Raw genomic sequence first — 26,241 nt, 5'->3', positions numbered from 1 at the left:
GGCGACCGCCGCACGCCGGCGCGGCCGGCGTTGTGCGTCCCGCGCGCCTTGCGGCCGGCGCTGTGCCGTCTGCGCGCCGTCGGCGCCCCGGAATCAGCGGGCGCTGTGCCTTTGCTCGCGCGCCGGGGTCAGCGGGCAATGTGCCTGTTCGCGCGCTCCGCGGCCGATGCTGTGCCGTTGGCGCGCCGGGTCAATCGGCGCTGTGCCGTTGGCGCGCCGGGTCAACCGGCGCTGTGCCGTTCGCGCGCCGGGTCAATCGACGCTGTGCCGTTGGCGCGCCGGGTCAATCGGCGCTGTGCCGATCGTGCACCGGGGTTAGCCGGCGCTGCGCTCCACCAGGGTGGTCGGCAGCACCACGGTCTGGGGGCGCGAGCCCTCTCCGTCGATCCGGCGGAACAGCAGCTCGGCGCCGACCCGACCCATCTCGCGGGCGTCGTAGGACACGATGGTCAGCGGGTGCGGCATCAGCGCGGCGGTCTCGAAATCGTCGAAGCCGACGAGCATCAGGTCGCTGTGCCGGCGGTTCAGCACACCGAGCGCGCCGAGGGTGAGCCGGTTGTTGAGCGCGAACAGGGCCGTCGGGGGATTGGGGGAGTCGAGCATGCGCTGCACCGCGGCCTGCGTCTCCGGTACCGTGTGCAGCCCATCCCTGATCAGATCGGGCCGGTACGGCACCCCCGCGCGCTCCAGCGCCGCCTCCGCTGCCGACAGCCGTTCGCGCATCGTGTAGATCCGCAGCCAGTCTGACAGTACGCCGATGCGCTCGTGCCCCCTGGCCAGCAGGTACTCGATGGCACTGCGGGCGCCCTGCCCGTTGTCGATGAGCACGGCGTCGGCCCGCAGATTGGTGGGCGGGCGGTCGAGGAACACGACCGGTGTGCCCACCTCGATCTCGGCGCGGAGGTACGTCTGGTCGGCGCCGGCCGGTACGACGAGCAGCCCGCCGACCCGCCGCTCGCACATCTCCAGCAGCAGCGTGCGCTCCCGCTCGCCGTCCTCCTCGGAACTGGCCGTGATGAGCATGGTGTCGTGCTCCAGCGCGCATTGCGCGGCGCCCGCCGCCATCGTGGAGTAGAACGGGTTGGCCAGGTCCTCGATGAGCAGGCCGACGGTGCCCGAGGTGCTGCGCGAGCGCAGGCTGCGGGCCAGGTCGTTGCGCCGGAATCCCAGTTCGGAGACCGCGGCCAGGACCCGTTCGGCGAGCGTCGGGTCGACCGTTGGAACGTGATTGACCACCCGCGACACGGTCTTGAGGCTCACCCCGGCCACCCGGGCGACGTCGGACATCGTGGGACGGTAGGGACCCTCACCGGTTGTGCTCATCGGACTCGTGACTCCTCATCGCGGCGGGTCTGAGGATCTCACGGTACTCACGTTGTCTCGCACCAGTCATCCGGCCGGCGAGCGCGACGGGCTGGCCGGATTCCGGTGGTCTGGTGCGTGCGCTGCGCCGGTTGCTGCTCGCGTCACCTGCCGGTCCATGATGATGATTGACCGACATCCTTCAACGGAATCAGACGGGAAACAACGACCGTTGGTGGTTGACTTCGCCCGCGCGCGGTCGATCCCATCGCCAAATCCGGGCGAAGGCCGCATTCGGCGATGGCCGCATTCCGTGACCGGCGCATTCCGCGATGGCCGCATTCCGTGACCGGCGCACTCCACGACCGGCGTATCCCGCGACCGGCGGCTTGGTCCGGCCGCTCCGGCCACGGTGGTGCCGCCCGCGCGACGGCGGCGCGGCGGTGGCGTGGCGGCGGCGCGGCGGTGGCGTGGCGGTGGCGCCTTGTCGAAGAGGCGTGCGGGGCCCTACGGTGGCCAACGACGGGCGGAAAACGCTTACCCCCAACCCCGGCCACGGGCCGGAGAGGAGCGGTCACGTGGTGGCGGTCGGGCCGACGAACTCACCGGATGGACCTCGCCGCACGAGGCCGCCGCGGGTCGCGCTGGTGGGCACCGGCGGGTATGGCGCCGTCCACCTCGACAACCTCGAGCGGCTCGCCGGCGGCGGACGGCTGGCCTTCGCCGGCTGCACCGATGTGCGACACCCGGACCCGGCGTTGGCCGGCCGGATCGACCGGCTCGGCGGCGTCTTCTACGACGACTACGACGCGCTGCTGCGCGAGGCGCGGCCGGAGGTCGTCGTGCTGGCCACGCCGCCACACCTGCACCGCGAGATGACCCGCGCCGCGCTCGCCACGGGCGCGCACGTGCTGGTGGAGAAGCCGCCCGCGGTGCGGCTGGCCGACCTGGACGCGATGGCGACCGCGGCCACCGAGGCGGGCCGGATCTGCCAGGTGGGCTTCCAGAGCCTCGGTTCGGCGGTGGTGCCCCGGCTGCGGGAGCTGATCCACGGGGGCGAACTGGGTGAGGTGGAGCAGATCGCGGCGATCGGCTGCTGGGTGCGCACCGACGCCTACTACGCGCGGGCGCCGTGGGCCGGGCGCCGCTGGCTGGACGGCGTGCCGGTCGGCGATGGGGCGCTGTCCAACCCGTTCGCGCACGCGGTGATGAACGTGCTGGCGCTGGCCGGTCTCGGCGCCGCGGATGCGCCGCGCGTCGAGGCGGAGCTGTACCGGACCCGGCCCGTCGAGGTGGAGGACACCGGGTGCCTGCGGATGACCGCCGACGGCCGCCCCCGGATGATGGTCGCGGTCACCCTGTGCGCGGAGGTTCCGCAGCCGGCGTACGTGCTGGTGCGGGGCGAGGCGGGCAGCGCCCGGTGGTGGTACGAGACCGATCGGCTGGAGATCCGGCGCTCCGGGCAACCCACGGTGACCGAGGAGCTGACCCGGGTCGACCTGCTCGAGGACCTGCTGCGGGCGGCCCGGGACGCGCAGGCCGGCCCGTGCTGCCCGATCGCGGATACCCGGCCGTTCGTCGCCGTGGTGGAGCGCCTTGCCGGGCGGCCCGTGCTGCCCGTGGCCGCGGGCGCGCTGCGCCGCCATGACGACGAGCCCGGGCGGCACAGCATCACCGGTGTCGACGCGGACGTCGAGCGTGCCGTGGCGGAAGGTCTGCTGTTCTCGCAGCTGCGACCGCGACCCGGCTGGCTGTAGCCCCGGTCCGGCGGCCTATCCGGCGAACGGCGTCGAGGGCAGGCCCACGGCGCCCGGCCGGTCGATCGCGAACACCGAACCCGCCGGGTCGCCGGCGGGCAGGTCGAGCCCGTCACGGGCCGACGTGACGTACAGGACGTCCAGCCGCGGCCCGCCGAACGCGCACGAGGACGGCTGGTGCACGGGCATCGGCACCTCGCCGAGCAGGTCGCCGTCGGGGGACAGGCGGATCACCCGGTCACCGCCCCACATCGCCACCCACAGGCACCCGGTGGCGTCCACGCTGAGCCCGTCGGGCATGCCCCGCTCGCTGGGGATCCGGAACAGGGTGCGCCGGCGACGGATGGTGGTGTCGCCGGGCTCGGTGTCGAAGGCCGAGATCTCGCCGACCATCGTGTCGGCCAGGTAGAAGGTGCGCCCGTCGGGACTCCAGTCGAGCCCGTTGGGCAGGGTGAGCCCGTTGAGCAGGACCCGGGTGGTCCAGTCCGGCATGAGGACGTGCAGGGCGCCCTCGCCGGGTTGGAAGTCCATGGTGGTGCTGCCAGCCCAGAGCCGGCCGTGCCGGTCGCACTTCGCGTCGTTCATGCGCTGGCCGTCGGGCAGGATCGCGCGCCGCACTGTCATCGCCCCGCCCGCGTCGACGGCCGCGAAGCCCGCCGAGGTCGCGGCGACGAAGCCACCCTCGCGGCGCGGTACCGCGGCGCCGACGTGGGTCGGCAGGGCGATGGTGCTGGTCCGCCCGGTCGCCGGGTCACTGGTGTGTACGTGCCCGGCGGGGATGTCGACCCAGTGCAGGCGGTCGCCGGCCGGGTCCCACACCGGCCCCTCACCGACCTTGGCCGTGCCGTGGATCGCCACCCTGGCTCGCGTCGTCGATGCCTGCCGGGGCGTCATTCGGGCAGTGCCACCGCGAGGTTGGCGAGCAGCCCGCCGTCGACGGGCAGCGCGATGCCGGTGATGAAGCTGGCCCGGTCGCTGGCGAGAAAGGCGATGGCCTCGGCGACCTCGTCCGGCCGGGCCACCCGGCCCAGCGGGTGCATCCGCCCCCACGACTCGATCAACGCCTGCGCGCCCTGGTCGCTGCCGTCGGAGAAGTCGCGGGCCGACGCGCGCAGCATCGGGGTGTCCACCGAGGCGGGGCAGACCGTGTTGGCCCGGATCCCGTGCCGCGCCTCGTCGATGGCGATGGATCGGGTGAGCGCGCTGATGGCGCCCTTGCTGGTGGTGTACGCGGCGACGGTGCTCTGGGTGGCCGAGGACTGGACGGAGGAGACCAGCACGATCGAGCCCGCCCCGCGGGCGCGCAGCCGGGGCAGGGTGTGCTTGACGGTGTGGAACGCCCCGGTCACGTTCACCGCGAGCACCTCGTTCCACTCCTCGGCGGTGGTCTCCGTCACCGTGCCGTAGCGCTGGATCCCGGCGGCGACGACGACAATGTCGAGCCCACCGTGCGCGGTGACCACCTCCGAGACGAGTCGCTGGATGGCCGCCTCGTCGGTGACGTCGAGGCGGCACTGCTCGACACCGGACAGCGGCTCCTCGCAGTCGCGCGTCGGTGGCACACCGGCCGCCACGACAGTCGCGCCGCGCGCCGAGAGTACGCGGGCGGTCGCGCGTCCGATGCCGCTCAACCCGCCGGTGACGATCGCGACCTTGCCATCAAACTCCACAGTGGACTCCCTCGATGTCGCGCGTCGACCCGCGTCGGGTAATACGCAGAACTCAGCCGCGATGGGCATCTTTAGAACGACCGCGCAACTGTCGTGCCGCGACGGGCGCTGTGAGCCAGCTGCGTGGGCCACAGTCTAGGCAACGTTGTATCACGCCGCTAGTCTGTGTGGCCTGATCCTCAACCCACCGTTCGCGCCCCCCGGCGGTGGTGGATTCGTTGTGCTGGCCTCGAAAATCCAGCGGGGATGGTCGTTCGGCGGGCAGAGAAGGAGAGGCGTCCGTGAGGACCCAGTGGATCCGGTGGCCCGAAAGCGTGCTGGCCCGGTTCGGCGGCGAACCCGTTGCCTTCGGCGGTGACTACAACCCCGAGCAGTGGGACGAGAGCGTGTGGCCCGAGGACGTCCGGCTGATGCGCGAGGCCGGAGTCAACCTCGTCACGGTCGGTGTGTTCGCCTGGTCGACCCTGCAGCCGTCACCCGAGACCTGGAACTTCGGCTGGCTCGACCGGGTGCTCGACCTGCTGCACGCCGGCGGCATAGCGGTCGACCTCGCCACGGCCACCGCGTCCCCGCCGCCATGGCTGACCACCCGGTTTCCGGAGGTGTTGCCGGTCGATCGAGCTGGCCGGACGATGTCACAGGGTGGACGCCAGGCCTGGTCGCCGTCCTCGCGGGTGTATCGCGAACACTCGCTCGCACTGGTCGAGCGGCTGGCTCGCCGCTACGGCGGGCACCCGGCCCTCGCCCTGTGGCACGTCTCGAACGAGCTGGGCGGGCACAATTCGCGGTGCTACGACGACGCGACGGCGGTGGCGTTCCGGGGGTGGCTGGCGCGGCGGTACCACGACTCGCTCGATGAGCTGAACGCCGCGTGGACGGCGGCTGGGTGGAGCCAGACGTACTCGGCGTGGGAGGAGATCCAGCCGCCACGGCTGACGTTCACCGACTCCAACCCGACGCAGCTGCTGGACTTCGACAGGTTCAGCTCCGACCAACTGCGCGAGCAGCTGCGCGCGGAGTCCGCCGTGCTGCGCCGGATCACTCCGGACGTGCCGGTCACCACGAACCTCGTGCTGTTCGACGCCGGCAAGAACCTGAACTACAGCTCGTGGATCGGTGAGGTCGACCTGATCGCCAGCGATCACTACCTGAGACCGACGCCGGACGCGCACGTCGAGCTGTCCTTCTCGGCCGACCGGGCGCGCGGCCTGTCGGAGGGTGGGCCGTGGCTGTTGATGGAGACGGCCACCGGCGCCACGAGCTGGCGCCCGGTCAACCCGGCCAAGCGCCCCGGCCAGCTGCGCCGCGACGTGTTCGGGCACGTGGCCCGGGGGGCCGACGGGATCTGCTTCTTCCAGTGGCGGGCCGCGCGGGGCGGGGCCGAACGGTTCCACTCGGCGATGCTTCCGCACGCCGGGCCGGACAGCCGGAAATTCCGGGAGGTCACGGCGCTTGGTGCCGAGCTGGCCCGGTGCGCCGAGGTGCTGGGCGCCCGGGTGGTCGCGCCGGCCGCGCTGCTGTTCTCCGAGGAGTCGTGGTGGGCCGCCGAGCGGGAGGGCCACCCGCACAACGGCCTGTCGTACGCGGAGTGCGCCCTGCGCTGGTACCGGAGCCTGCGGGACGCGGGCATCACGGTTGACGTGGTGCCCCCGTCGGCCGACCTGTCCGGGTACCGGCTGGTCGTGGTACCCATGTTGTATCTGGTCCGCGACGGCGACGCGGCCGCCATCGCGCAGGCCGCCCACGCGGGCGCCACGGTGCTCGTCACCTACTTCTCCGGCATCGTGGACGAGTTCGACCGGGTGCGGCTCGGCGGCTACCCGGGCGCGTTCCGTGAGCTGCTCGGAGTGCGCGTGGAGGAGTTCGCGCCACTGGCGGACGGGGACCGGGTGGACATCGACGGGCTCACCGGCCCGGCCACGGTCACTACCTGGCACGAGCAGATCGACCTCACGGACGCGGTGGCCGAGGCAAGCTACGCCAGCGGTGACTTCGCGGGCGGCCCGGCGGTCACCCGCGCGACCCGGGGCGGCGGCGAGGCGTGGTACGTCGGCGTGGAGTTGGGCGATGACGCCCGCCGGCGCCTGGTGGCGGAGCTGGCGCGGCGGCACGAGATCGCGGCGCCGCCGGCCGGCGGGCTCGAGGCGGTGGTGCGCCGGTCGGGCGCGCACGACTACCTGTTCCTCATCAACCACGGCGAGGCCGCGGCGACCGTGGCGGGGTCGGGCACCGACCTGCTGGACGGCTCCGTCCACGAGGGCGCCATCGAGGTGCCGGCCGGTGGGGTGCGGGTCGTGCGCGGCGAAGACGCCGCGGGGGGTGTTTGACGGCGCGGTCTACCCCGCCCGGGCGGCGAGTCGACCGTCCGCCCGGGCCGCGTCCGGCTCGTCCAGCCCCAGGCCGTTCAGGACGCCCTGCAGGTAGCCGATCGCGTGGGCCCGCCCGCGGCTGCAGTACGCCTCGGACGAGGTGTCCCGCCAGGTGTCCACGTCGCCGAGCATCGCCGGAACGTGGTCGTCGATGAGGAACCCGTTGAAGCCGGAGTCCCGGAGCCGGCGTACCACGCGGGCCGGGTCGAAGTTCCCCTCGCCGATGAAGCATTCGCGGAAGTGCGGGACGGTGCCCAGGACGTCGCGGAAGTGTACGTAGAAGATGGCCGGGCCGAGCAGGTCGATGATCTCGTTGACGCTCTGCTCGCCGTTCATCTCCGACACCGTGCCGAGGCACAGGTTCAGCCCCCAGGACGGGCTGTGGCCGGCCTGCTCGCGGGCTCGCGCGATGGCGGCCGGGGAGGTGAAGATCCGGGCCACCCCGCCCAGGGGCTCATCGACGGGCGGATCGTCGGGGTGCAGGGCGAGCCGCACCCCGACCTCCTCGGCCACGGGCAGCACCGCGTCCAGGAAATACTGGTGGTTGGCCCACATTTGCTCGGCGGTGATCGGCTCGGCGACGGGCTGGTCAGGGGTCAGCCGGTATCCGGCCAGCGCGTTGCCGCGATGGACGTCGGCCAGGTTGAAGGCGGTGACCATCGCGCCGCCGCGCCCCCGCGCGGACATGTCGGTGCGCCAGACGTAGGTGCCGAGAAAGTTGTAGCCCAGCAGGTCGATGCCGACCTCGGCGAGGTTGCGGATGGTCCTGCGGTAGTTCTCGATCTGCTCGTCCCGGCCGGGCAGGCCGCGCTGGATCTTCCAGAAATGGTCCAGCGGAACGTTCTCCAGGCCGTCGATCGCCAACCCGTCGGCGTCGCATCGTTCCCGAAGCGCCCGCAGTTCGGCCAGACTCCAGTGGCCGCCGGCCCCGGGCAGCAGGTCGGGCGTGTGCAGTTGCACGCCGGACAGCCCGAGCTGATGGGCGAAGGTCGCGATCCGGGAGTCGTACTTGTCGATGTGGCCGAGGGAAATGCGAATGCTCATGCCTGCCCGATTTTCGTTGGTTGGGGTGGTTGTCAACCGGCGAACGACCTGGCGTCGATGACCGAGTGGCGATGGGCGAGCATGGGTCAGCCCGCGCCGGTCACGGGCACCGGCCGCTATGGAGTCTATCCACAATGGTCAATCAGTGAAATAGTCCGGATATTTGGCGCGCAGGGAGGGGGCGAGTTCGATGGCGCGCCTGGCGTGCCGGCTGATCAGGGCGCGGCCCGCGACGGCGTCGGCGGCCTCCAGCGCGTCCACAATGGACCGATGCTCGTCGATCAGCACGCGTACCGCCGACAGGTCGGGCAGGGCGAGCCGCCGCAACCGGTCGAGCTGAATTTTGGTCCGTTGCAGGGTCTGCCATGCCCCGGGGTAGCCGCTGAGCGTGAAGATCTTGCTGTGCAGCGCCTCGTCGGCCGCGAAGAACGCGTTGTAGTTCTCCGTCTGGTAGCTGTGCTCCTGCTGTTCGAGCAGGTCGCGCAGCGCGCTGACGTCGGGCGCCCGGTCGGCGCAGGCCACCTCGAAGGCGGCGACCTCCAGGCTTTCGCGGACAAAGCGTGCCTCGTCCACCTCGCGCAGTCCGATCAGCCCGACCCGGGTGCCGACCTGGGGAACGACGTGCACGAGGCCGGCGTCGGCGAGCCGCGCCAGGGCCTCGCGCACGGGGGTCCGGCTGACGTGCAGCCGCTCGGCGAGGTCGGTCTCCGACAGCGACGCCCCCGGCGCCAGCCGCAACTCGCGGATTGCCGAGACGAGTTCGTCGTAGACGCGGTCGGAGGTCCGGGTGGCCACGCGACCCCGGATGACCGGCGACAGCGTCGGGGTCGAATCGACGGGGGTCGGCTCAGGGATGAGCGCTTGGTGGGGACTCACGACATAGATCCTCGCACAAATTGATCCTTGCATGCCAGCGTGCTTGTATGCAAGTATTCCGACCAATAACTGCTCGCCCTCGGAAGGGAAGCAACGTGCCCATTCGCAGCGCGTCCCTTCGTCGTCGGCCCCGTTCCGTCAGGGACCCCCGACCACCAGGCACGTCCCGCGCATCAACAGCAGCCCATGAGGCTCGCGGCTGACGAGAGCTACCCGCGAGACCGGTGACGCACGCCCTCGGGCGCTGCCAACAGATAATCCCGCGCGGCCCGACCCCCGGACCGGACCGGACCGCCCACATAGGAGTCGAGAGGGAAAGCGATGATGAGACGAAAGGCACGGCTCGCGGTGGTCGCGATCGCCGCCGCCGCGAGCATCGTGCTGGCCGGCTGTGGTGGCGGCAACGCCGCGTCGAGCAGCGGCGGCCCGGTGCAGGTCAGCTTCTGGGGATGGGCGCAGTACGACAAGGTCGTCTCGCTCTGGAACCAGTCCCACCCGAACATCCAGGTGAAGTGGGAAGGGCTGCCCAGCGGCGGCGCCAGCGGGTACGACAAGATGCTGACCGCCGCGAAGGCGGGTTCGGCGCCGTGCCTGGCCCAGGTCGGGTATGAGACGCTGCCGACCTTCCTGGCCGCCGGTGCCCTGCAGGACATCAGCCAGTACGTCAAGCCGCAGCACGACGAGTTCCCCGACTGGGTGTGGAACAACGTCGGGGTCGGCGGCAAGTCGTACGCGGTGCCGGTCGACACCGGCCCGATGGCCATGTACTACCGCGCGGACCTGTTCAAGAACGCCGGCATCCCGGTGCCGAAGACCTGGCAGGACTTCGCCACGGCCGCCGCCAAGGTGAAGGCCGCCAACCCGGCGGACCGCATCATGAACCTGCCCACCGACCCGTACCTCTACTCGGGCTTCGCCTGGCAGGCCGGCGCACCCTGGTTCGGGACCAAGGGCGACTCCTGGACCGTCTCGATGAACAGCGCCGCCAACGCTCAGGTCGCCTCGTACTGGCAGGGGCTGTTCAGCCAGGATCTGGTCGCCACCTACCCGGCCTCCGACGCGTCGTTCTACTCGGCGTTGAACAAGGGGCAGATCTGGGCCGAGGTCGGCGCGGTCTGGGAGGCCTCACTCATCAGTGACAACGCCGCCGACTCCGCCGGCAAGTGGGCCGTCGCTCCCATGCCCCGGTGGGGCACCACGGACGCGGTCGGCAACTCGGGTGGCTCCTCGACCGCGGTGATGAAGGACTGCAAGCACCCGAAGGAGGCGACCGAGTTCGCCATGTGGATGTCGACCAACGCCGACTCGGTGTCGACGCTGATCGCGGAGGGTGGCCTGTTCCCGGCCTCGAAGACCGGGCTGACCAACCCCGCCCTGGACAAGCCGCAACCCTTCTACGGCAACCAGCCCATCTACCAGCTGTTCCGGGACGAGTCCGCCAAGGTGAACCCGAACTGGCAGTGGGGCCCGGTGATGAACGATACGGCCGCGTCGCTCGGTGACGGTCTCGGCAAGGTGCACACCAAGGGCGGCACCTACTCCGACGCACTGACCAACGCCCAGAAGGCGACGGTCTCCGCGCTGAAGACGCAGGGCTTCACCGTCAGCAACTAGTGACCTCGCGGGGGCCGCCGTGGTACGCGGTCCCCGCGAACCCCCGCATGCCTGAGCGAAGCCGAGCCCACGGTGGCCGGCCGAGCACGGGCCCACAGAAATCCGGTCCTTCCACAGATAGGGTGACCGTGTCCTCCGTGACCATCAGGCGGCGGCGCCGCCTGCGCGAGCTTCGGCGGGCCGCGCCTTTCGTGCTGCCGTTCGTCCTGCTCTTTATCGTCGTGTACCTGATACCCACCGGGTATTCCATCGAGCAGAGCCTGTATACGGAGAAGCGCTCGGGACTCGGCCTCGGCGGTGCCGAGACGGTGTTCGCCGGCTTCGGCAACTATCTGCGGGTGTTCCGGGACAGTGCGTTCGTCGGCTCGCTCGGTCGGGTGGCCTTCATCGGCATCATCCAGGTGCCGGTGATGCTCGGCCTCGCCCTCTTCTTCGCCCTGCTGCTGGACTCCAAGGTGTCGGTGGCGCGCAGGTTCTTCCGGGTGGCCTATGTCCTGCCGTACGGGCTGCCGGGCGTGATCGCGGCCCTGGTGTGGTCCTTCCTCTACGCGCCGACGTTGAGCCCCGTCACCCGGCTGTTCGCGTCGATGGGCATTCACGTCAGCTTCGTCAGCGACGGCGCCCTGCCGTTCTCGATCATCAACATTCTGACCTGGGCGTGGACCGGGTACAACACGATCCTGATCTTCGCCGCCCTGCAGGCCATACCCGAGGAGCCGCTGGAGGCCGCCGCCATCGACGGCTGCTCGGGCTGGAAGGCCGCACTGCGCATCAAGGTGCCGCTGATCCGGCCGGCCCTGCTGCTCACCCTGGTCTTCTCCATCATCGGCACATTCCAGCTGTACAACGAGCCGGTCACGATGAAGGCGGTGGCACCGAACCTGGAGTCCACCTACACACCCATGATGGCCGCGATGCGCTCGCTGTCGGCCAACGACTACAACTACGCGGCGGCCCAGTCCGTGGTACTCGGTGCCGTGATCTGCGTGCTGTCCGTCCTGGTGTTCCGCTTCTCGGCGAGGAGGGTCGACGAATGACGTCCCTGGACCGGTCGCTCGACCGCGACGTTCCGGCCCTCGACGCCGGTGGCGACCGGGTGACCGCGCCGCCGTCGGCGCGGACCGAGACCGCCGCCGCGCCGCCGCCCGCGCGCCGTGCCCGCAACAGTCCACTCTCAACGGTGAATCCGGTCTCGCGCGTCTTCGTGCTCATCGTCATGAGCCTGTTCGCCATCTACTTCCTGGTGCCGGTGTGGTGGCTGCTCGTCGCGGCCACCAAGGCCCAGGGGGAAATCTTCTCGGGCAACGGATTCTGGTTCAGCCGGCACTTCGCCCTCATCCACAACGTGCAGGTCCTGTTCGAGGCCCAGGGCGGAATCTACGCGCGCTGGCTGCTCAACTCGTTGCTGTACGCGGTGGGCGGTGCGATCGTCGCCACCCTGCTGGCGGCCATGTGCGGGTACGCGCTGGCCAAGCTCCCGTTCCCGGGTCGCGAGGCGGTCTTCGGCACGGTACTCGCCGCCGTGCTGCTGCCCGCCCCGGTGCTGGCCATCCCGCTCTACCTCGTCTTCAGCTACACCGGCGTCGTCAACACCTTCTGGTCGGTGTTCATCCCGAGCATCGTCAGCCCCTTCGGCGTCTACCTCAGCCGGATCTACGCCGCGTCGTCGATCCCGGATGAGCTGATCGAGGCCGGTCGGATCGACGGCGCCGGCGAATGGCGCGTCTTCGGCATCGGGCTGCGGCTGATGGTGCCCGCGATGGTCACCATCTTCCTGTTCCAGTTCGTCGCCATCTGGACGAACTACCTGCTGCCGTCGCTCATGCTGGCCAACGACCGGCTCCAACCGGTGACCGTGGGCCTGATCAGCTGGCGTGAACTGCAGGGCTACCCGATCAGCTACACCACCGTCGTGACCGGCGCGTTCGTGTCCGTCGTGCCGGTCGTGGCGATGTTCCTGTCGCTGCAGTCCTTCTGGAGTAAGGGTCTCGCGACGGGATCCATCAAGTAGGTCGCGCCAACCCCGGGAAGTCACCGCCACCCTCGCAAGGTCACCGACCGGTCTGGCTCGGCCCGCCGCCCGGCGCGGGCCCTCGGTGACCGCACAACACTCATCCGCACCGTGGCTCATCCGCACCGTGGCTCATCCGCACCGTGGCTCATCCGCACCGTGGCTCATCCGCACCATGGCTCGCCCGCTCCATGGCTCAACCCCACACCCTATGGAAGGATGTTTCATGCGCATCCTGAGAGGGGCGCTCGCGTCCCTGTGCGCCGCCGCGCTCATCGCGGCACAACTAGGCGCCGCACCAGCCCAGGCGGCGGATCCCGCACCAACCAACCTGCTCGCCGCCGAAATGGACACCCAGTTCAACGGCCCGACCAGCCCGTTGACCTCGGCCAGCACGACCAGCGGAGGCGCGCAGCAGTTCGTCACCGTCAATGGCGACAGCGCGATCGAACTGAGCGACTCGTCGCTGGGCGCGGCCAACCCCAGCTACTTCTACCACCGCTTCACCGGCCCCCTGATGGAGGCCATCAACGATGTCTACAAGGAGCCGGTCGGCAGCCCGTCGCGCCAGTTCGTGCTGTCGTTCGACCTCCGGCAGGCCCAGGCCAGCGACAAGCCGGTGGCGAAGGACATCTTCACCCAGATCACGTTCGGCAACTGGGACAACAATCTGGTGCCCCGGTTCCCCGTCGCGCCGGAGCTGAGCCTCACCAATACCGCCGCCTTCAAGAACACCTCAGGGGCCCTGACCCAGGTGGACGACGGCGACATCTCGCAGTACAAGTTCACCATCGTGCCCAACGGCGGTGCGCGCCTGGTGACGACCGTCGAACTGGGCTGGGAGATCAGGGTCGACACCCCCGCCACCATCGATGAGGCGATCGACATCGACAATCCGTCGGTCGTCGAACTGCCGGGCGGGGTGGTCGACCAGAGCCCACCGACAGTGCCCACCGGGCTGACCAAGGGGCAGGTGGCCGCCACCAGCGCCTCGCTGTCCTGGTCGCCGTCCACCGACGACGTCGGGGTCAGCGGGTACAACGTGTACCGGGACGGCTTCCTGGCCACCTCCACCACGGCGGGCACCACCCAGGCGGTGGTGACCAACCTGGTGCCGTCCACGACCTACCAGATCACCGTGGCGGCCAAGGACGCCAGCGGGAAGGTGAGCGCGCAGAGCGCACCGCTGTCGATGACGACCGGCCCGTTCGTGCCGCCCAACCCGGCGCCGTTCCCCGGCACCCAGCAGACCCGGTCGCAGTGGCTGTGGGACGAGGCCAAGGCGGAGACGGAGGAGGACGGCCCGATCAACGTGGCCTCCTACATCGCGCAGGCCGAGGACAACCAGAACGCGGCGACGAACCTCACCAAGCTCGACAAGCTCTACCAGGTGTACGACGCCGAGCAGTACAAGATGTTGTCGAAGATGTACGCGTACCTCATGATCGGGGACCAGTACAGCCCGGCCATGCTCGCGCACGTCAACAGCTACTTCGCGCAGTACAGCTACAAGCAGCTCTCGCAGACCGAGAACCTGCGGATGAGCACCTACGTCACCGGGTACCTGCTGGGTCAGTACCTGCCCGACGTGGTGGACACCGACGGCAAGTCCGGTGCCGCGTTGATGGCCGAGGACAAGACGAACATCCTCGCCATGGTCGATCAGGCGGTGCACAGCGGCTGGGCGGAGTACGAGAGCCCCGAGTACACGTTCATGACGTACTTCGGTCTCAACGCCATCTACCAGTGGGCCACCGATCCGCAGCTGGTCCAGGAAGTCAAAATGGCCATGGACGTGATGTGGTTCGAGTGGGCCAACGACTGGATCAACGGGTACACCATCTCGTCGGAAAGCCGGGCCAAGGGCGACGGCGTCATCGTGGACGATCCGAGCTGGCGCACGTCGGACAACGCGCTGCTGGCGTGGACGTACTTCGGTGAGGACCGGCAGCAGCTGGCGGAGGGCGACTCGGACAACCCGGCGCCATCGGCGTACCGCCCGGACCTCGAGTACATCGGCCTGGTCGCCTGGTCGGGGACGAAGTACACGCCGCCGCCGCTGGCGGTACAGCTCGGCCAGAAGACCGACAAGTCCTACACCTCGTTCAAGACGAACCTGCAAAACTCGGGCGGTAACGCCATGGACATCTACCGCACGAGCTATGTCCGGCCGACCTGGGGCCTCGGCACCGAGGTGCAGTACCGGCGGGTGGACAACTGGATCGAGGACATGCCGATGGTGCTGCGCTGGCAGTCCGACGCCGCGGCCTCGGTGTTCCGCGTCGGGGTCGACCAGGGCAACGCGCAGATCGGCAGCTACGACGACCCCAACGAGCAGCGGGTCATGCAGGACAACGGCGCGGCCCTGGCCGTGTTCAAGTCCAACGGCGACGAGACCGAGAACTACCTGAGCGCGATGTTCCCGGACACCGGTGCCATCGTGCAGAAGGAGGACGTCGACGGCTGGACGCTCGTGAACACCGGGGTGTCGTACTTCGCCTTCCGGATGGCCGACCCCGCGACCTGGTACCACCAGACGCCGAGCGACCCGTCGAACAAGGTGAAGACGACCACGCAGATCCACCCGACCACCACCCTCGGCTGGACCTACGACATCCTGCGCAGTCAGGCGGACAGGAACGGCTGGGTTCTGGACACGGCGGACGCGTCGGAGTATGCGAGTCTGGACGCGTTCGCTGCCGCGATTACGTCGAAGACGAGTCTGGATACCAGTCACGTTGGTGATGCGAGTCCGCGGTTGGTGTATCACAGTTTGCACGGTGACACGTTGGATCTGACGTACGACAGTCCGGCGCAGGCGCCGGGTGCCACGCATTTGATTAACGGTACGCCGATCGATTATGACTCGTTCAAGTTGTTCGACACTCCGTATCTTCAGCAGGAGCAGTTGGGCGACACGTTCACGGCGACTGTGGACGGTCAGTCGGTGGTGTACAACTTCAGCGACTGGACGGTCACCACCCCGACGACCGGCGACGGCGACGGCGACGGCGACAACGGTGGGGGCGACAACGGTGGGGGCGACAACGGTGGCGGGATCACGGACGACGGTGCCACCGCCGCGCCGGCCGCCGGGGTCCTGTCATCGGACAATGGTTGGGACACGGGTCTGCTGGATGGGAGCTACAACGTCACGATGAACCTGTGGTGGGGTCAGAATGCCAGCCAGTTCAAGCTGTTTGAGGATGGCAATCTGGTCAGTACGACGCCGTTGGCGGTGAAGTCTCCGGGTGCGCAGCGGGTTTCGGTGCCGATTTCGGGGAAGGCTGATGGTTCGTATGTGTATACGGGTGAGTTGGTCAATTCGAAGGGGACCACGGAGGTCGGTCCGTTGACGGTGACGGTCAGGGATGCGAGTCCGGGTGCGCCGACGCTCAGTGATGACAATTGGGATCACGATGGTGATTTCACGGTGAGCGCGGATCTGTGGTGGGGGACCAATGCCACGCAATACCGGTTCCTGGAGAACGGGGTGCAGGTTGGTGAGGGTGATCTGACCGCGGCGACGCCGGGGGCGCAGCACGCGTCGCTTGACGTGACGGGTAGGCCTGCCGGGGTCTACGACTACGTCGTGGAGTTCACCAACGGCCTGGGGCAGACGGTCAGCCAATCCCTGTCCGTGGTCGTCTCCTGACCCACACCCGCGACTCACGATGAAGTGAACACGGGATGGCCCCCGGCGCGCACGCCGGGGGCCATCCGCGGCTGAGAGTACGAATCAGTCGTCCGCCACCTCGATCGCGCCCGCGGGGCAGGACAGGGCCGCCTGACGGACGGCCTCCCGCCGCTCGGGCGGGGGCCGCTCGTCGACCAGCGCCACCAGGCCGTCCTCCTCGCGCTGGTCGAAGACCTCCAGCACGAGCAGCACGCACTGCCCGGAGCCCACGCACTTGCCCGTGTCCGCGGTGACCCTCATCGCCGTCGCCTCCGTCCGGTCGTCCCGCGGCTCACCACAGCACCGGAACCTCGTCCAAGGCGCCCGAGAGCCGGTTGTGCCTGACCTCGATCTCGGCGGGGTCGACGGCCAGGCGCAGCCCCGGGAACCGGCGGAACAGCGCCGGGAACACGGTCCGCAGTTCGGTGCGCGCCAGATTCGCGCCGATGCAGACGTGCGCGCCGTGCCCGAAGGCGAGATGCGTGTTCGGCTTGCGGTCGGGGTCGAACTCGTCCGGATCGGCGAACACGGTGCCGTCGCGGTTGGCCGCGTTGCTGGAGATGATGACCGCGTCACCGCGGGCGATGGTGACCCCGCCGACCTCCACGTCCTCGTGTGCGTACCGCAGCAGGCCGAGCCCACCGGGCGCGGAGATCCGCAGGATCTCCTCCACGGTCGCCTGCACCTGACCGTCGGGGTCGGCCACGAACCGGTCCCGCCGGCTCGGGTCGCCGAGCAGGAGCAGCACGCCGTAGTCGATCCGGGTGGAGGTCGTCTCGTGGCCGGCGAACAGCAGGCCCGCGGCCAGGCGGGACAGGTCGTCGTCGGTGAACGTGGGGTCCTGCGCCTGCACGGCCACCATGTCGGAGATGACGTCGGCCTCCGGGTGCTCCCGCTTGGCCGCGGCCAGCCGCGCGGTGTAGGCCTTGAACTCCTCCATCGCCTCCTGCGCGTCGCCGCCCGAGTCGATGATGCCGATCCGCGTGGACAGCGTCCGGAAGTGGTCCCGGTCGGCGTACGGCACGCCGAGCAGTTCGCAGATCACCAGCACCGGCAGCGGGAACGCCAGCAGGTCGTGCAGGTTCACCGGAGCCTCGGGGTCGGCCTCGCGAGCGGCCCGCATGTCGTCCAGGCAACGGTCGGTGAGCTCCTGGATCCGGTCGCTCAACCGGCGCATCCGTGGCGCCGAGAACGCCGGTACCAGCATTTTGCGCATCCGGCCGTGCTCGCGCTCCTCGGTCTCGTACTCGCCGGACGGGCCGCCCAGTACGGCCGCGTCGGAGACCCGGGAGGCCTGTTCCGGGGCGGGGTGCGAGCGGCCGAACCGGGAGTCGGCGAAGATCTGTCGCGCCTGCGCGTAGGCGGTCACCAGCCAGGCCGGATCGCCGGCCGGGGTGGTCACTCTGGTCAGCGGCTCCTCTCGACGCAGCACGCTGTACAGCGGCGCGATATCGAGCGCGTTGGGCCGGTCAAACGGAAGTCGTGGCGTGGCCGGGACGGTGGCGGTCATGGGGCTCCTCCTCGTCGTGGTTGCCGGATTCCTGGTTCTCAAGCGCAGCCGGGCCGAGGTGTGGGTCGGGCCGGCGTTCCTGATCAATTCGAGGGAGGCGCGGGCGAGCGGCGTCGAGCGCCTCCGGTGTGGGAAGGTCGTCGCGGAGTTCGGCCAGCCGCCGGCGTTCGGCGTCGAGTCCCCGGCACAAGTGGTCGAGCGCCGCTCGGCTCCACGGGTCCGGCTGGGTCGAGGCCCGCGCGGCCAGCCGCTCGCGCTTCTGGGCCAGGGCACGGTCGCGGGTGTCGAGGATCCGTAACTGCTCGGCCCGGTCCAACCAGCCCAGATTGCCGAGCCTGGCCAGGAATTCGGGCTCGTGCGGCGCCAGGTCGTCGGGGAAGTCCACGAGCATGTCGTGCAGCAACTCCCGGCCAACGTCGGTGATCGCGTAGACGTGGCGGGGCGGCTTGGCCTCCTGCTGCTCCGCGCTGCGCGTCACCGCGCCCGCGTCGACGAAGTGGCGCAGCGTGGGGTAGAGCGAGTTGTTCGACAGGGTGCGCCCCGTCGACGCCTCGATGGCCTTGCGCAACTCGTAGCCGTGCAGCGGTCCGCCGGCGAGCTTCGACAGCAGCAATATATCGATCCACATCGATAGTCAGCTTAGCATGAGTTAGGCGGACCTAGGTCACAGTAACTCGTCCGATCGTGATGAAGCTACGATCTAGCTCACTTTCCGGCGGTCCGTACTTTTCGGCAAGCATCGCTGGGAACGGCCGTGAACAGGGCAATCCCGGTCGACGCCGGGCCGGGTGGCGCTCTGCGGGGGTGGCGCCGCGCGGGGTGGCGCTGTCGCGCAGCGGCTCGGCGGCTAGCGGCCGGTCGCGACCACGCCGTAGGTCGAGGCGTCATCGGTGAACGTCAGGGTCTCGTGGAAGCCGACCTCCCACGGATCCGGGTAGCCCCTGGAGGCCATGGAGATCAGATCCGGTCGCACGATCGAGGTGACCAGTATGTCCGGTACGAGCGCGAACATGCATGACTGGATGAGGGCGACCATCGCGGCGTCCACGGACTGCGGTCCGTCCGTGTGGTATTCGCAGGAGGCGCTGCTCAGGTACCTGCTGTGCGCGCTGAGCGGAACCACGTCGACCGTCAACTGGTGGCCCGCCGCGGTGACGGTGCGGCGGTTGTGCCCGGCGTGGATGGCGGCGGCCGCGGTCAGCCGCGCACCGGTGATCCGTTGCAGGTCCTTCAGCGCGGAGCTCAGGGGCACTCCGGGGATCGCTCCGTGCGGCGCGGGCGGGGGCTGATTGGTCCACTGTGCGCGGTTGAGGAAATTGCCGACCACCACGACGGTCGCTGTGGTGAGCCCGCCCACCACCAGGAGGCACACCGCGAGCAGTACTCCGGCCCGCGGCGCCCGCCGCGGTCCGCGCGAGGGCCCGTCACCGTCGCCGTCTTCACAGAGGATGGCGTCAAACCCGGACGGTGCGGCGTCGTGGTCGACCCTCATCACCCGCGCTCTCCGATTGGCCGAGAAGGCTCGATCTGCCCATTTTCCATAGATGGTCGCACACGGTCACCTGCCGGCGAGTCCGATGACGGAGCGGGCGGGGCCCATGGGCAGTAGTTGATCTTTCCCGCTTCCTGTGCGAGCGCGCGGCCCGGTTTCCCGACAGCTGTTCGATGACGGACCGGTGATCGGCTCCTACGCTGCTCGATGCGCTGCCCCCCAGGGAAGGACAGGATCGCATGGCCCCTCCGCGCCGCCGCCGGCTGGCAATCATGTGTGCTTTAGGCGCTCTCATCGCGCCAGTCGCCATCGCAGGCACGTCCGAGGCCGCAACGGCCGCCCCGCCCGGCATCGTGGTGCAGGGCGGTGAGACGCAGGAGGCGTTCGGCTACACCGACGCCATCCGGCAGCGGGTCTGGGTCGAGTCCGACTTCGACAGCGACAACGACGGGCAGAACGACCGCATAGCGGTCGACATCATGCGCCCGGCAGCCAGTGACCAGGGCCTCAAGGTCCCGGTCATCATGGATGCCAGCCCGTACTACACCACCCTGGGCCGCGGCAACGAGTCGCAGCTCAAGGTCGACGACGCCAACGGCGATGGGCTGCTCGCCCAGTACCCGCTGTTCCTGGACAACTACTTCGTGCCGCGCGGCTACGCCGTGGCGCTGGTCGACATGACCGGCACCAGCCACTCGACCGGGTGCCCGACGGTCCAGGGCGACACGGACAACATGGCGGCCGTCGAGGTGATCGACTGGTTGAACGGTCGGCGGGTCGCGCACGACAAGGACGGTGCCGCGGTCAGCGCGACCGACTGGTTCTCCGGTAAGACCGGCATGATCGGCAAGTCCTACGACAGCTCGCTGTCCGCGGCGGCCGCGGTGACCGGCGTACCCGGCCTGACCACGATCGTGGACGAGTCCGGCCCGTACGACTACTACGACTACACCCGCAGCAACGGCGTCATCCAGCGCAGCGGGCACTACGTCGCCAGCCTGTCGGACACGGTCACCAACCCCACCAACCTCGCCCCGCCACCGGGCACGTCGCAGGCGCACTGCCTGGCGACCCGCAACGACCTGTCGGCCCACGACGAGGACGCGACCGGCAACTCCTCCGCCTTCTGGGACGAGCGCAACTACGTCAAGGACGCGGGCAACGTGCGCGCGAGCGTGCTCGCGACGCACGGCATGGAGGACGAGAACGTCCGGCCCGACCAGTTCAGCAAGTGGTGGTACGCGCTGTCGGCGCTCAACGTTCCGCGCAAGGCGTGGCTCATGCAGGTCGGCCACGTGGACCCGTTCGACGACGACCGCGCCGCCTGGGTGAACGAGCTGCACCATTGGTTCGACTACTGGCTCTGGAACGTACCCAACGGCATCATGGACCAGCCCCAGGTGAACATCGAGACCCACCCGGGGCAGTGGGAGACGGCGGCGAGCTGGCCGGTGCCGACCTCGGCGCCCACCCAGGTCTTCCTGCAGCCCGGATCCAACGCCGGCACGCTGGGCCTCGCTCCGGCGGCCGGAGCCGAGCAGACGACCACGTTCGCCGACAGCGCCTCGCAACGCGAGACGACCATGCTGGCCAACCCGACGACGGTGACGGCCAACCGGAGAGTCTTCCTCTCACCGGTGCTAAACGCGCCGCTACGGCTGTCGGGTACCGCGCTGGTGCAGCTGACCGCCTCGGTCGACGCGCCGGAGACGCACCTGGGCGCGATCCTGGTCGACTACGGACCGGCGTTCCCCAGGGTCGTTGACAACATCAACAACAACGGTGTCACCACGCTGTCCACATCGGACTGCTGGGGGGAGAGCAGCCCCACCGACAGCGCCTGCTTCAAGGACGTCGGCGAGCTGCTCGACACGACCAGTACCTCGTGGCGGGTGTCCAAGGGAATCCTGGACGGGCAGCACCGCACGTCGCTGACCACGCCGACGCCGCTGGTGGTCGGGCAGACCTACCCGTTCAGCTTCCCGCTGCTGCCGCAGGACTACACGTTCCCGGCCGGTCACCAGATCGGTGTCGTCATCGTCGGCAGCTACCGCGACTACGGCAGCAGCGCGTCTCCGAACCCCGCGGACATCACGTTCTCGCTCAAGAGCAGCAAGATCGTGCTGCCCATCGTCGGGGGCCAGCAGGCGGCGGCCGCGGCCGGCCTGAGCGGCACCGAGGCGACCACCACCTCGGTCAGCCAGGACGCCAACGCCACCGGGTACGGCGACGGGACGACCTTCACCGCGACGGTCGCGTCCAACGACGCCGCGATGACCCCGGCCGGGCTGCCCGACTACATGGCGCCGGCGCTGCCGTCCGACGAGGTCTCGGGCCTTGCCGGCCTGGGTACGCCGACGGGCACCGTGCAGTTCGAGGACAACGGCAAGCCGATCGGCGCGCCGGTGCCGCTGAACAACGGGCGGGCGCAGTACACGGCCTCCGATCTGCTCCCCGGAGCACACACGATCACGGCCGTCTACGCGGGCGGTGGAGCCTTCGGCGGGAGCGGCAGCGCCGGGCTGGGCCACGACATCACCATCAGCTTCACGAAGGCTGAGGCACTGGTGGTCGCCGCCAGTTCGGATCCCGCCGTGACGCACGACCTGAACAACCTGCTGAGTCAGGCGTCCGACGCGCCAACCGGGCACGTCCGTGACACCCTGCTGGCCGCGTTCGAGCGCCAGGTCGGCGCCCAATCCGGCGCGGCGCTGACCGCGCAGGAAGCACAATTGCTGACCGCGTCCGCCGAGGCACTGAAGTAACCCGTCCGCCGGCGGTGCGCCGCGTCGGGCCGGCGCGCCGGGGGCGGAGCGCCGGCCCGGGGCCGTGGTGGGACCGGATCGGCGGAGTAGAGCGCCAGCCGGGGCGGGACCGGACGGCGGCGTGCGCCCGGGTGGGGGAGTCACCCCACCCGGGCGCATTGCGCGTCCCGGCTCAGGGACTGGTACAGGACAGCGAGGCGGGCGCCGAGTTGGTGCCGTTGCAGCTGCCGAGGAAGCCGAACGTGGTGGTGCCGTTGGCCGGCACCGCGGCGTTGTAGGACAGGTTGCGTACCGTGACGCCGGAGCCGCTGGCGGTGTAGCTGCCGCTCCAGAGCTGAGTCATGGTCTGCCCATTGGGAAGGTCCAACGGATGGTCCAACCGTTGATCCGCCCAACAGTCTTCATCTGGCGACCTCTCTCGCAGCCGGAACTGCGGATGACAGGAGCGTGCCCGTGGCGAGCGGGTCGATCGGTCGGTGGGGGTCGCGCCCACCGGTGGCTCGCGTGACAGTTGCGAATATCAATGTTGCCGGAAGTTTTCCGGTAACAGAAGCCACGCGCGGGCCGCCCGATCGTTGGACCGGCGACCCGCGCGTGCTGGGAGTGTGCGTTGACGGAAGAGCTCGCGTCGGCGGCGGGCCGGTGTTCCGGGGCTCCCGGGCGCGCCCGTCGCGACGCTCGGATTCCGGTGGTTTCCGGGCCGGCCGGCCCGTCCGGGTGTCCTACCTGTCCGAGTGTCCTACCTGTCCGGCTCTCCCGGCGGGATGAACAGTGCCGCCACGGCCGCCGCCACGCCCGCCGCGCCGCACACGGCGAACAGCACCCGGTACGCCGCTAGCGACGGTAGCGCGAAGCCGCCGAGCGTGACGGTGCTCGCCGCGAGGATGCTCCCGCCCACCGCGCTGGCCAGCGAGCTGCCCAGGCTGCGGGACAGCGAGTTGAGGCCATTGGCGGCGGCGATCTCGGAGACCGGCGTGTTGCGGTTGATGAGCGTCGGCATCGCCGCGTACCCGATCCCGGTGCCACCACCGATGATCGTGCTGCCGATCACCACCTCCCACACCGAGCCGGTCGCGACGACGCGCATCAGCCAGCCCGCCGCCACGATGAGGGCGCCGAGGGCCAGCGTGCGGTGTGCCCCCCACAGCCCGATCAGCCGGGCCGCGACCGGGGCCAACGCCAGCATCAGCAGACCGCTCGGCAGCAGGCACAGGCCACCGACCACAATGGACGAACCGAACCCGTAGCCGGCGGCGCGTGGTGCCTCCACAAAGGACGAGGTGCCGATCAGGCTGGCGAACAGGGCGAAGCCGAACAGCAGCGAGGCCAGGTTGGTCAGCATGATGGGCCGGCGGGACATCGCCGAGATGTCGACCAGGGCAGCGACGACCCGGCGCTCGACGACGACGAACACCACCAGCAGTACCAGGGCGAGCACGAGCAGCCCCACGGTGCGCAGCGATCCCCAGCCCCAGCTCTCACCCTGCGCCAGCGGCAGCAGCAGCGCCACCAGGCCGGTCGACAGCAGCACGGCGCCCGGGATGTCGACGCGGCCACCCGAGCGGCTCGGTGCCTCCCGTACCGCCAGGGGAGTGGCCGCCAGGGACGCCGCACCGGCCACCGCGGTGATCCAGAACAGCACGTGAAAGTCGGCGTGCTCACCGACCAGCCCGGCCAGCGGCAGCCCCAGCGCGCCACCGACCCCGAGCATCGCGCTGACCAGGGCGATGGCGCCGCGTACCCGCTGCGGTGGCAGCACCGAGCTGAGCAGGCTGATGCCCAGCGGGATCGCGGCCAGCGAGGCGCCCTGCACGGCCCGGCCGGCGATCAGCAGCGGCACGTTGCTGGTGACGGCGTCCAGCAGCGAGCCGGCGGCCAGCGCGGTCAGCGCCACCATCAGCATCAGCCGCTTGCCGAACATGTCGCCCAGCCGGCCGAACACCGGCACCGCGACCGCGCCGACGAGCAGGGTGGAGGTCAGCAGCCACTCCACGTTGCCGGAGGAGGTGTTCAGCCGCTGCGGCAGGATCGGCAGCACCGGCACGAGCAGGGACTGCGACAGGGACACCATCAGCGCGCCGAGGCCGACGACACCCAGCTCGAGCCAGGCCCGTCCCGGCGAGGCGTGCTCCCGTGGCTGCTGTTGGTCGGTTCGCCGGCCGAGCATCGCCTCAGTCACGGCAGCCCTCCGCCCCAGCGCGTTCTCCCGCACCGACCGCGATCTCCCGCGCCAGCTGTGGGCGGTGCACGAACCGGCTGAGCAGCCGGGCGAACGCCTCGCGGTCGGCCTCCGGCCAGTCGGCGAGCATGCCCGCCAGGCGGGTGCGGCGGCCGGCCTCCGCGGCGTCGAGTTGGGCGGTCGCCTTCGCGGTCAGGTGTACGAGGGTGGCGCGCCGGTCGGTCGGATCCGAGTGCCGCGCCACGAGGCCGCGCGACTCGAGTTCGTCCAGGTGCCGGGTGACGGTCGTGGGGTCCAGTCCCAGCTCGAGCGCCAGCTCACTGATCCGCTCGGGGCCGGTGCGGTGCAGCCGCAGCAGGGGCTGCACCGCACCGCGGCGCAGGCCTGGTGAAAGCCGGGTGGCGAAGTCGGACAGATACTGCTCACCCAGCGTGGTGAGCTCGACGAAGGCGTCGTGAATCGCGTCTTCGATGCGAAGGCGTGGCATGGCGCTCCCGATAATTAGCTGTATGCATACATCAATCTGGGAGAAGCTATCACCTGGCCCCGCCGCATCGTCAACCGTCCACGCGGCGATCCGTCCGGCGATTCGCGACGGGCCCGGTTCGCGACGGGCCCGATTCGCGATCGGGCTCACCCGACCGGCTCGCGCGCCCGCTCGGTCGGCGCCGGCGCCAGCTGCGCGACCTCGCGCACCCGGCCGACCGGCGAGAGCAGCAGCCACACCGGCAGGGCCACCAGCAACAGCAGCAGGATGACCAGGGTGGCCCGGGGCTCGATGGCGCCGGCCAGCGCGCCGGCCACGAGCGCCCCGACCGGCGTCGCGCCGCGGCTGAGCAGGCGGGCCGTCGCGGTGACCCGACCCAGCATGGCGTCCGGCGCGGCGACCTGCATGGCGGCCCGGACACACACGTTGAACGCGGCGACGCCCAGGCTCATCGGCAGCGCCCCCGCCACGTACCAGGCCAGCCTCGGGCCCGTTCCGGTCAGCGTCACCAGCAGGCCGAAGACTGCCATCACCGAGGGCGCGGCCCACATCAGCCGGGCGTCGCCGACCCGCCTGCTCAGCGGGCCGGCGAGCAGCGCGCCCAGCAACCCGCCGCACGAGCTGAGCGCCAGCAGGACTCCGATCGGCCCCGCCGACAGGCCGACCTGCCGGGCGAGGAACACGAAGATGACGGCCTGATAGCCGCCCAGCACGAAGTTGCCGAGGGCGCCGGCCACCGCGACAGTGCGCGGGAGCGGATGGGCGCGCACGTACCGGATTCCGCTCGCGATGTCCCGGCTCAACCGCTGCCGCGGTGGCCGCTGGAGGGCGCGGCCGGTGCCCGCCCCCGCCGCGGACCGGCTCCGGCCGCGCTCCCCGGGCCCGGGTGGCCCGCCGCCGGCGCGCATGGCGGCGAGACTCACGGCCGACACGACGAAGCTGGCCGCGTCGGCCAGCAGCGCGATCGGCGCGCCGACCAGCTGGACGAGCACCCCGCCGAGGCCGGGCCCGACGATGTTCGCGGCGGACTCGCTGGCGGCCAGCGCTCCGTTGCCCTCGACCAGCCGGTCCCGGGGGACCACCGAGGGCAGGTAGGCCGGGTACCCGACGTCGAAGAACACGGACAGCAAGCCCACGGCGAAGGCCACCACCACTAGCTGGGCCAGGCTGAGCACGTGCAGCCACCACGCGACCGGCACGGTGCCCATCAGCAGCGCGCGCCCCGCGTCCACGCCGATCAGCAACGGCCGGCGGGGCAGCCGATCCACCCAGACGCCGGCCGGCAGCCCCACGATCAGCCAGGCGATCGACGACGCGGCCGTGACCACACTGACCTCGAACGCGCGGGCGTGCAGCGCCACCACCGCGACCAGAGGCAACGCGACGTAGGTGACGGACGAACCGAGTTCGCTGACGCTCTGTCCGGACCACAGCAGGGCGAAGTCGCGCTCGCGGAACAGGCTTGCCATCCCGACAAGCTACCGGTCGG

Annotated in this window: 20 protein-coding genes; 7 read left to right on the top strand and 13 right to left on the bottom strand. The window is 70.3% G+C overall.

Annotated elements, in window-relative coordinates:
* Positions 1-315: 315 nt before the first annotated feature.
* Entirely contained in the window at positions 316-1,287 is a 972-nt protein-coding gene (locus ABEA87_RS18195; protein WP_345631036.1) for a LacI family DNA-binding transcriptional regulator, read from the bottom strand.
* Between the two features lie 593 nt (positions 1,288-1,880).
* Between ABEA87_RS18195 and ABEA87_RS18190 the strand changes: the two genes are divergently transcribed.
* On the top strand, positions 1,881-3,059 hold the full coding sequence (locus ABEA87_RS18190) for a Gfo/Idh/MocA family protein (protein ID WP_345631035.1): 1,179 nt from the start codon (positions 1,881-1,883) through the stop codon (positions 3,057-3,059).
* A 15-nt stretch (positions 3,060-3,074) separates the two neighbouring features.
* Here ABEA87_RS18190 and ABEA87_RS18185 read toward each other — a convergent pair whose 3' ends face one another.
* Both ABEA87_RS18185 and ABEA87_RS18180 read right to left on the bottom strand, forming a co-directional pair.
* Positions 3,075-3,953, bottom strand: coding sequence for an SMP-30/gluconolactonase/LRE family protein (locus ABEA87_RS18185; RefSeq protein WP_345631033.1), 879 nt, complete (start codon positions 3,951-3,953; stop codon positions 3,075-3,077).
* Positions 3,950-4,729, bottom strand: coding sequence for an SDR family NAD(P)-dependent oxidoreductase (locus ABEA87_RS18180; RefSeq protein WP_345631031.1), 780 nt, complete (start codon positions 4,727-4,729; stop codon positions 3,950-3,952). The genes ABEA87_RS18185 and ABEA87_RS18180 overlap by 4 nt, the downstream gene beginning before the upstream one ends.
* A gap of 281 nt (positions 4,730-5,010) precedes the next feature.
* Here ABEA87_RS18180 and ABEA87_RS18175 point away from each other — a divergent pair, with 281 nt between their 5' ends.
* Positions 5,011-7,056: a beta-galactosidase gene (locus ABEA87_RS18175; protein WP_345631029.1), complete on the top strand. Its 2,046-nt coding sequence runs from the start codon at positions 5,011-5,013 to the stop codon at positions 7,054-7,056.
* A 9-nt stretch (positions 7,057-7,065) separates the two neighbouring features.
* Here ABEA87_RS18175 and ABEA87_RS18170 read toward each other — a convergent pair whose 3' ends face one another.
* Both ABEA87_RS18170 and ABEA87_RS18165 read right to left on the bottom strand, forming a co-directional pair.
* Positions 7,066-8,142: a mannonate dehydratase gene (locus ABEA87_RS18170; protein ID WP_345631027.1), complete on the bottom strand. Its 1,077-nt coding sequence runs from the start codon at positions 8,140-8,142 to the stop codon at positions 7,066-7,068.
* Between the two features lie 138 nt (positions 8,143-8,280).
* Positions 8,281-9,018, bottom strand: a complete 738-nt coding sequence (locus ABEA87_RS18165) for a GntR family transcriptional regulator (protein WP_345631025.1) — start codon at positions 9,016-9,018, stop codon at positions 8,281-8,283.
* Between the two features lie 324 nt (positions 9,019-9,342).
* On the opposite strand from ABEA87_RS18165, the gene ABEA87_RS18160 reads away from it, so the two are divergent.
* From ABEA87_RS18160 to ABEA87_RS18145, 4 genes are all read left to right on the top strand, one after another.
* Positions 9,343-10,632 (top strand): extracellular solute-binding protein, encoded by a 1,290-nt coding sequence (locus ABEA87_RS18160; protein ID WP_345631023.1) that lies wholly within the window; start codon positions 9,343-9,345, stop codon positions 10,630-10,632.
* Between the two features lie 137 nt (positions 10,633-10,769).
* Positions 10,770-11,669: a carbohydrate ABC transporter permease gene (locus ABEA87_RS18155; RefSeq protein WP_345631022.1), complete on the top strand. Its 900-nt coding sequence runs from the start codon at positions 10,770-10,772 to the stop codon at positions 11,667-11,669.
* Entirely contained in the window at positions 11,666-12,643 is a 978-nt protein-coding gene (locus tag ABEA87_RS18150) for a carbohydrate ABC transporter permease (protein WP_345631020.1), read from the top strand. Before ABEA87_RS18155 ends, ABEA87_RS18150 begins: the two co-directional genes overlap by 4 nt.
* Positions 12,644-12,869: 226 nt before the next feature.
* Positions 12,870-16,298 carry a fibronectin type III domain-containing protein gene (locus tag ABEA87_RS18145; RefSeq protein ID WP_345631018.1) on the top strand — a complete coding sequence of 1,143 codons (3,429 nt, stop codon included), beginning with the start codon at positions 12,870-12,872 and terminating at the stop codon, positions 16,296-16,298.
* 84 nt (positions 16,299-16,382) lie between these two features.
* Here ABEA87_RS18145 and ABEA87_RS18140 read toward each other — a convergent pair whose 3' ends face one another.
* The 4 genes from ABEA87_RS18140 to ABEA87_RS18125 all read right to left on the bottom strand — a co-directional run bounded on the left by ABEA87_RS18140 (position 16,383) and on the right by ABEA87_RS18125 (position 19,321).
* Positions 16,383-16,580 (bottom strand): ferredoxin, encoded by a 198-nt coding sequence (locus tag ABEA87_RS18140; protein WP_345631017.1) that lies wholly within the window; start codon positions 16,578-16,580, stop codon positions 16,383-16,385.
* Between the two features lie 31 nt (positions 16,581-16,611).
* The gene (locus ABEA87_RS18135) at positions 16,612-17,829 is read right to left on the bottom strand and encodes a cytochrome P450 (protein ID WP_345631015.1); all 1,218 of its coding nucleotides are present in this window, start codon (positions 17,827-17,829) and stop codon (positions 16,612-16,614) included.
* Positions 17,789-18,457, bottom strand: coding sequence for a PadR family transcriptional regulator (locus tag ABEA87_RS18130; protein WP_345631014.1), 669 nt, complete (start codon positions 18,455-18,457; stop codon positions 17,789-17,791). The genes ABEA87_RS18135 and ABEA87_RS18130 overlap by 41 nt, the downstream gene beginning before the upstream one ends.
* Positions 18,458-18,676: 219 nt before the next feature.
* On the bottom strand, positions 18,677-19,321 hold the full coding sequence (locus ABEA87_RS18125) for a hypothetical protein (protein ID WP_345631012.1): 645 nt from the start codon (positions 19,319-19,321) through the stop codon (positions 18,677-18,679).
* Positions 19,322-19,593: 272 nt separating this feature from the next.
* On the opposite strand from ABEA87_RS18125, the gene ABEA87_RS18120 reads away from it, so the two are divergent.
* Positions 19,594-22,086 (top strand): CocE/NonD family hydrolase, encoded by a 2,493-nt coding sequence (locus ABEA87_RS18120; RefSeq protein WP_345631010.1) that lies wholly within the window; start codon positions 19,594-19,596, stop codon positions 22,084-22,086.
* Positions 22,087-22,258: 172 nt separating this feature from the next.
* Here ABEA87_RS18120 and ABEA87_RS18115 read toward each other — a convergent pair whose 3' ends face one another.
* The 4 genes from ABEA87_RS18115 to ABEA87_RS18100 form a co-directional block, all read right to left on the bottom strand.
* Positions 22,259-22,465, bottom strand: coding sequence for a cellulose binding domain-containing protein (locus ABEA87_RS18115; RefSeq protein ID WP_345631008.1), 207 nt, complete (start codon positions 22,463-22,465; stop codon positions 22,259-22,261).
* 360 nt (positions 22,466-22,825) lie between these two features.
* Positions 22,826-24,265: an MFS transporter gene (locus ABEA87_RS18110; protein ID WP_345631007.1), complete on the bottom strand. Its 1,440-nt coding sequence runs from the start codon at positions 24,263-24,265 to the stop codon at positions 22,826-22,828.
* Positions 24,258-24,752, bottom strand: coding sequence for a MarR family winged helix-turn-helix transcriptional regulator (locus tag ABEA87_RS18105; RefSeq protein WP_345631005.1), 495 nt, complete (start codon positions 24,750-24,752; stop codon positions 24,258-24,260). Before ABEA87_RS18105 ends, ABEA87_RS18110 begins: the two co-directional genes overlap by 8 nt.
* 146 nt (positions 24,753-24,898) lie before the next feature.
* The gene (locus tag ABEA87_RS18100; protein ID WP_345631004.1) at positions 24,899-26,221 is read right to left on the bottom strand and encodes an MFS transporter; all 1,323 of its coding nucleotides are present in this window, start codon (positions 26,219-26,221) and stop codon (positions 24,899-24,901) included.
* Positions 26,222-26,241: the final 20 nt, after the last annotated feature.

This window comes from Rugosimonospora acidiphila, assembly GCF_039543385.1.
In the GTDB taxonomy this organism is placed as follows: domain Bacteria; phylum Actinomycetota; class Actinomycetes; order Mycobacteriales; family Micromonosporaceae; genus Rugosimonospora; species Rugosimonospora acidiphila.
Note: the sequence above shows the minus strand (reverse complement) of the source record. Positions and strands in the feature narration are given on the sequence as shown.

What these genes read in the sequence shown, in the direction of transcription:
- ABEA87_RS18195 (WP_345631036.1), bottom strand. Translation starts at nt 1,287, where the DNA reads ATGTCCGACGTCGCCCGGGTGGCCGGGGTGAGCCTCAAGACCGTGTCG.
- ABEA87_RS18185 (WP_345631033.1), bottom strand. Translation starts at nt 3,953, where the DNA reads ATGACGCCCCGGCAGGCATCGACGACGCGAGCCAGGGTGGCGATCCAC.
- ABEA87_RS18170 (WP_345631027.1), bottom strand. Translation starts at nt 8,142, where the DNA reads ATGAGCATTCGCATTTCCCTCGGCCACATCGACAAGTACGACTCCCGG.
- ABEA87_RS18160 (WP_345631023.1), top strand. Translation starts at nt 9,343, where the DNA reads ATGAGACGAAAGGCACGGCTCGCGGTGGTCGCGATCGCCGCCGCCGCG.
- ABEA87_RS18150 (WP_345631020.1), top strand. Translation starts at nt 11,666, where the DNA reads ATGACGTCCCTGGACCGGTCGCTCGACCGCGACGTTCCGGCCCTCGAC.
- ABEA87_RS18145 (WP_345631018.1), top strand. Translation starts at nt 12,870, where the DNA reads ATGCGCATCCTGAGAGGGGCGCTCGCGTCCCTGTGCGCCGCCGCGCTC.
- ABEA87_RS18140 (WP_345631017.1), bottom strand. Translation starts at nt 16,580, where the DNA reads ATGAGGGTCACCGCGGACACGGGCAAGTGCGTGGGCTCCGGGCAGTGC.
- ABEA87_RS18135 (WP_345631015.1), bottom strand. Translation starts at nt 17,829, where the DNA reads ATGACCGCCACCGTCCCGGCCACGCCACGACTTCCGTTTGACCGGCCC.
- ABEA87_RS18130 (WP_345631014.1), bottom strand. Translation starts at nt 18,457, where the DNA reads ATGTGGATCGATATATTGCTGCTGTCGAAGCTCGCCGGCGGACCGCTG.
- ABEA87_RS18125 (WP_345631012.1), bottom strand. Translation starts at nt 19,321, where the DNA reads ATGAGGGTCGACCACGACGCCGCACCGTCCGGGTTTGACGCCATCCTC.
- ABEA87_RS18120 (WP_345631010.1), top strand. Translation starts at nt 19,594, where the DNA reads ATGTGTGCTTTAGGCGCTCTCATCGCGCCAGTCGCCATCGCAGGCACG.
- ABEA87_RS18105 (WP_345631005.1), bottom strand. Translation starts at nt 24,752, where the DNA reads ATGCCACGCCTTCGCATCGAAGACGCGATTCACGACGCCTTCGTCGAG.
- ABEA87_RS18100 (WP_345631004.1), bottom strand. Translation starts at nt 26,221, where the DNA reads ATGGCAAGCCTGTTCCGCGAGCGCGACTTCGCCCTGCTGTGGTCCGGA.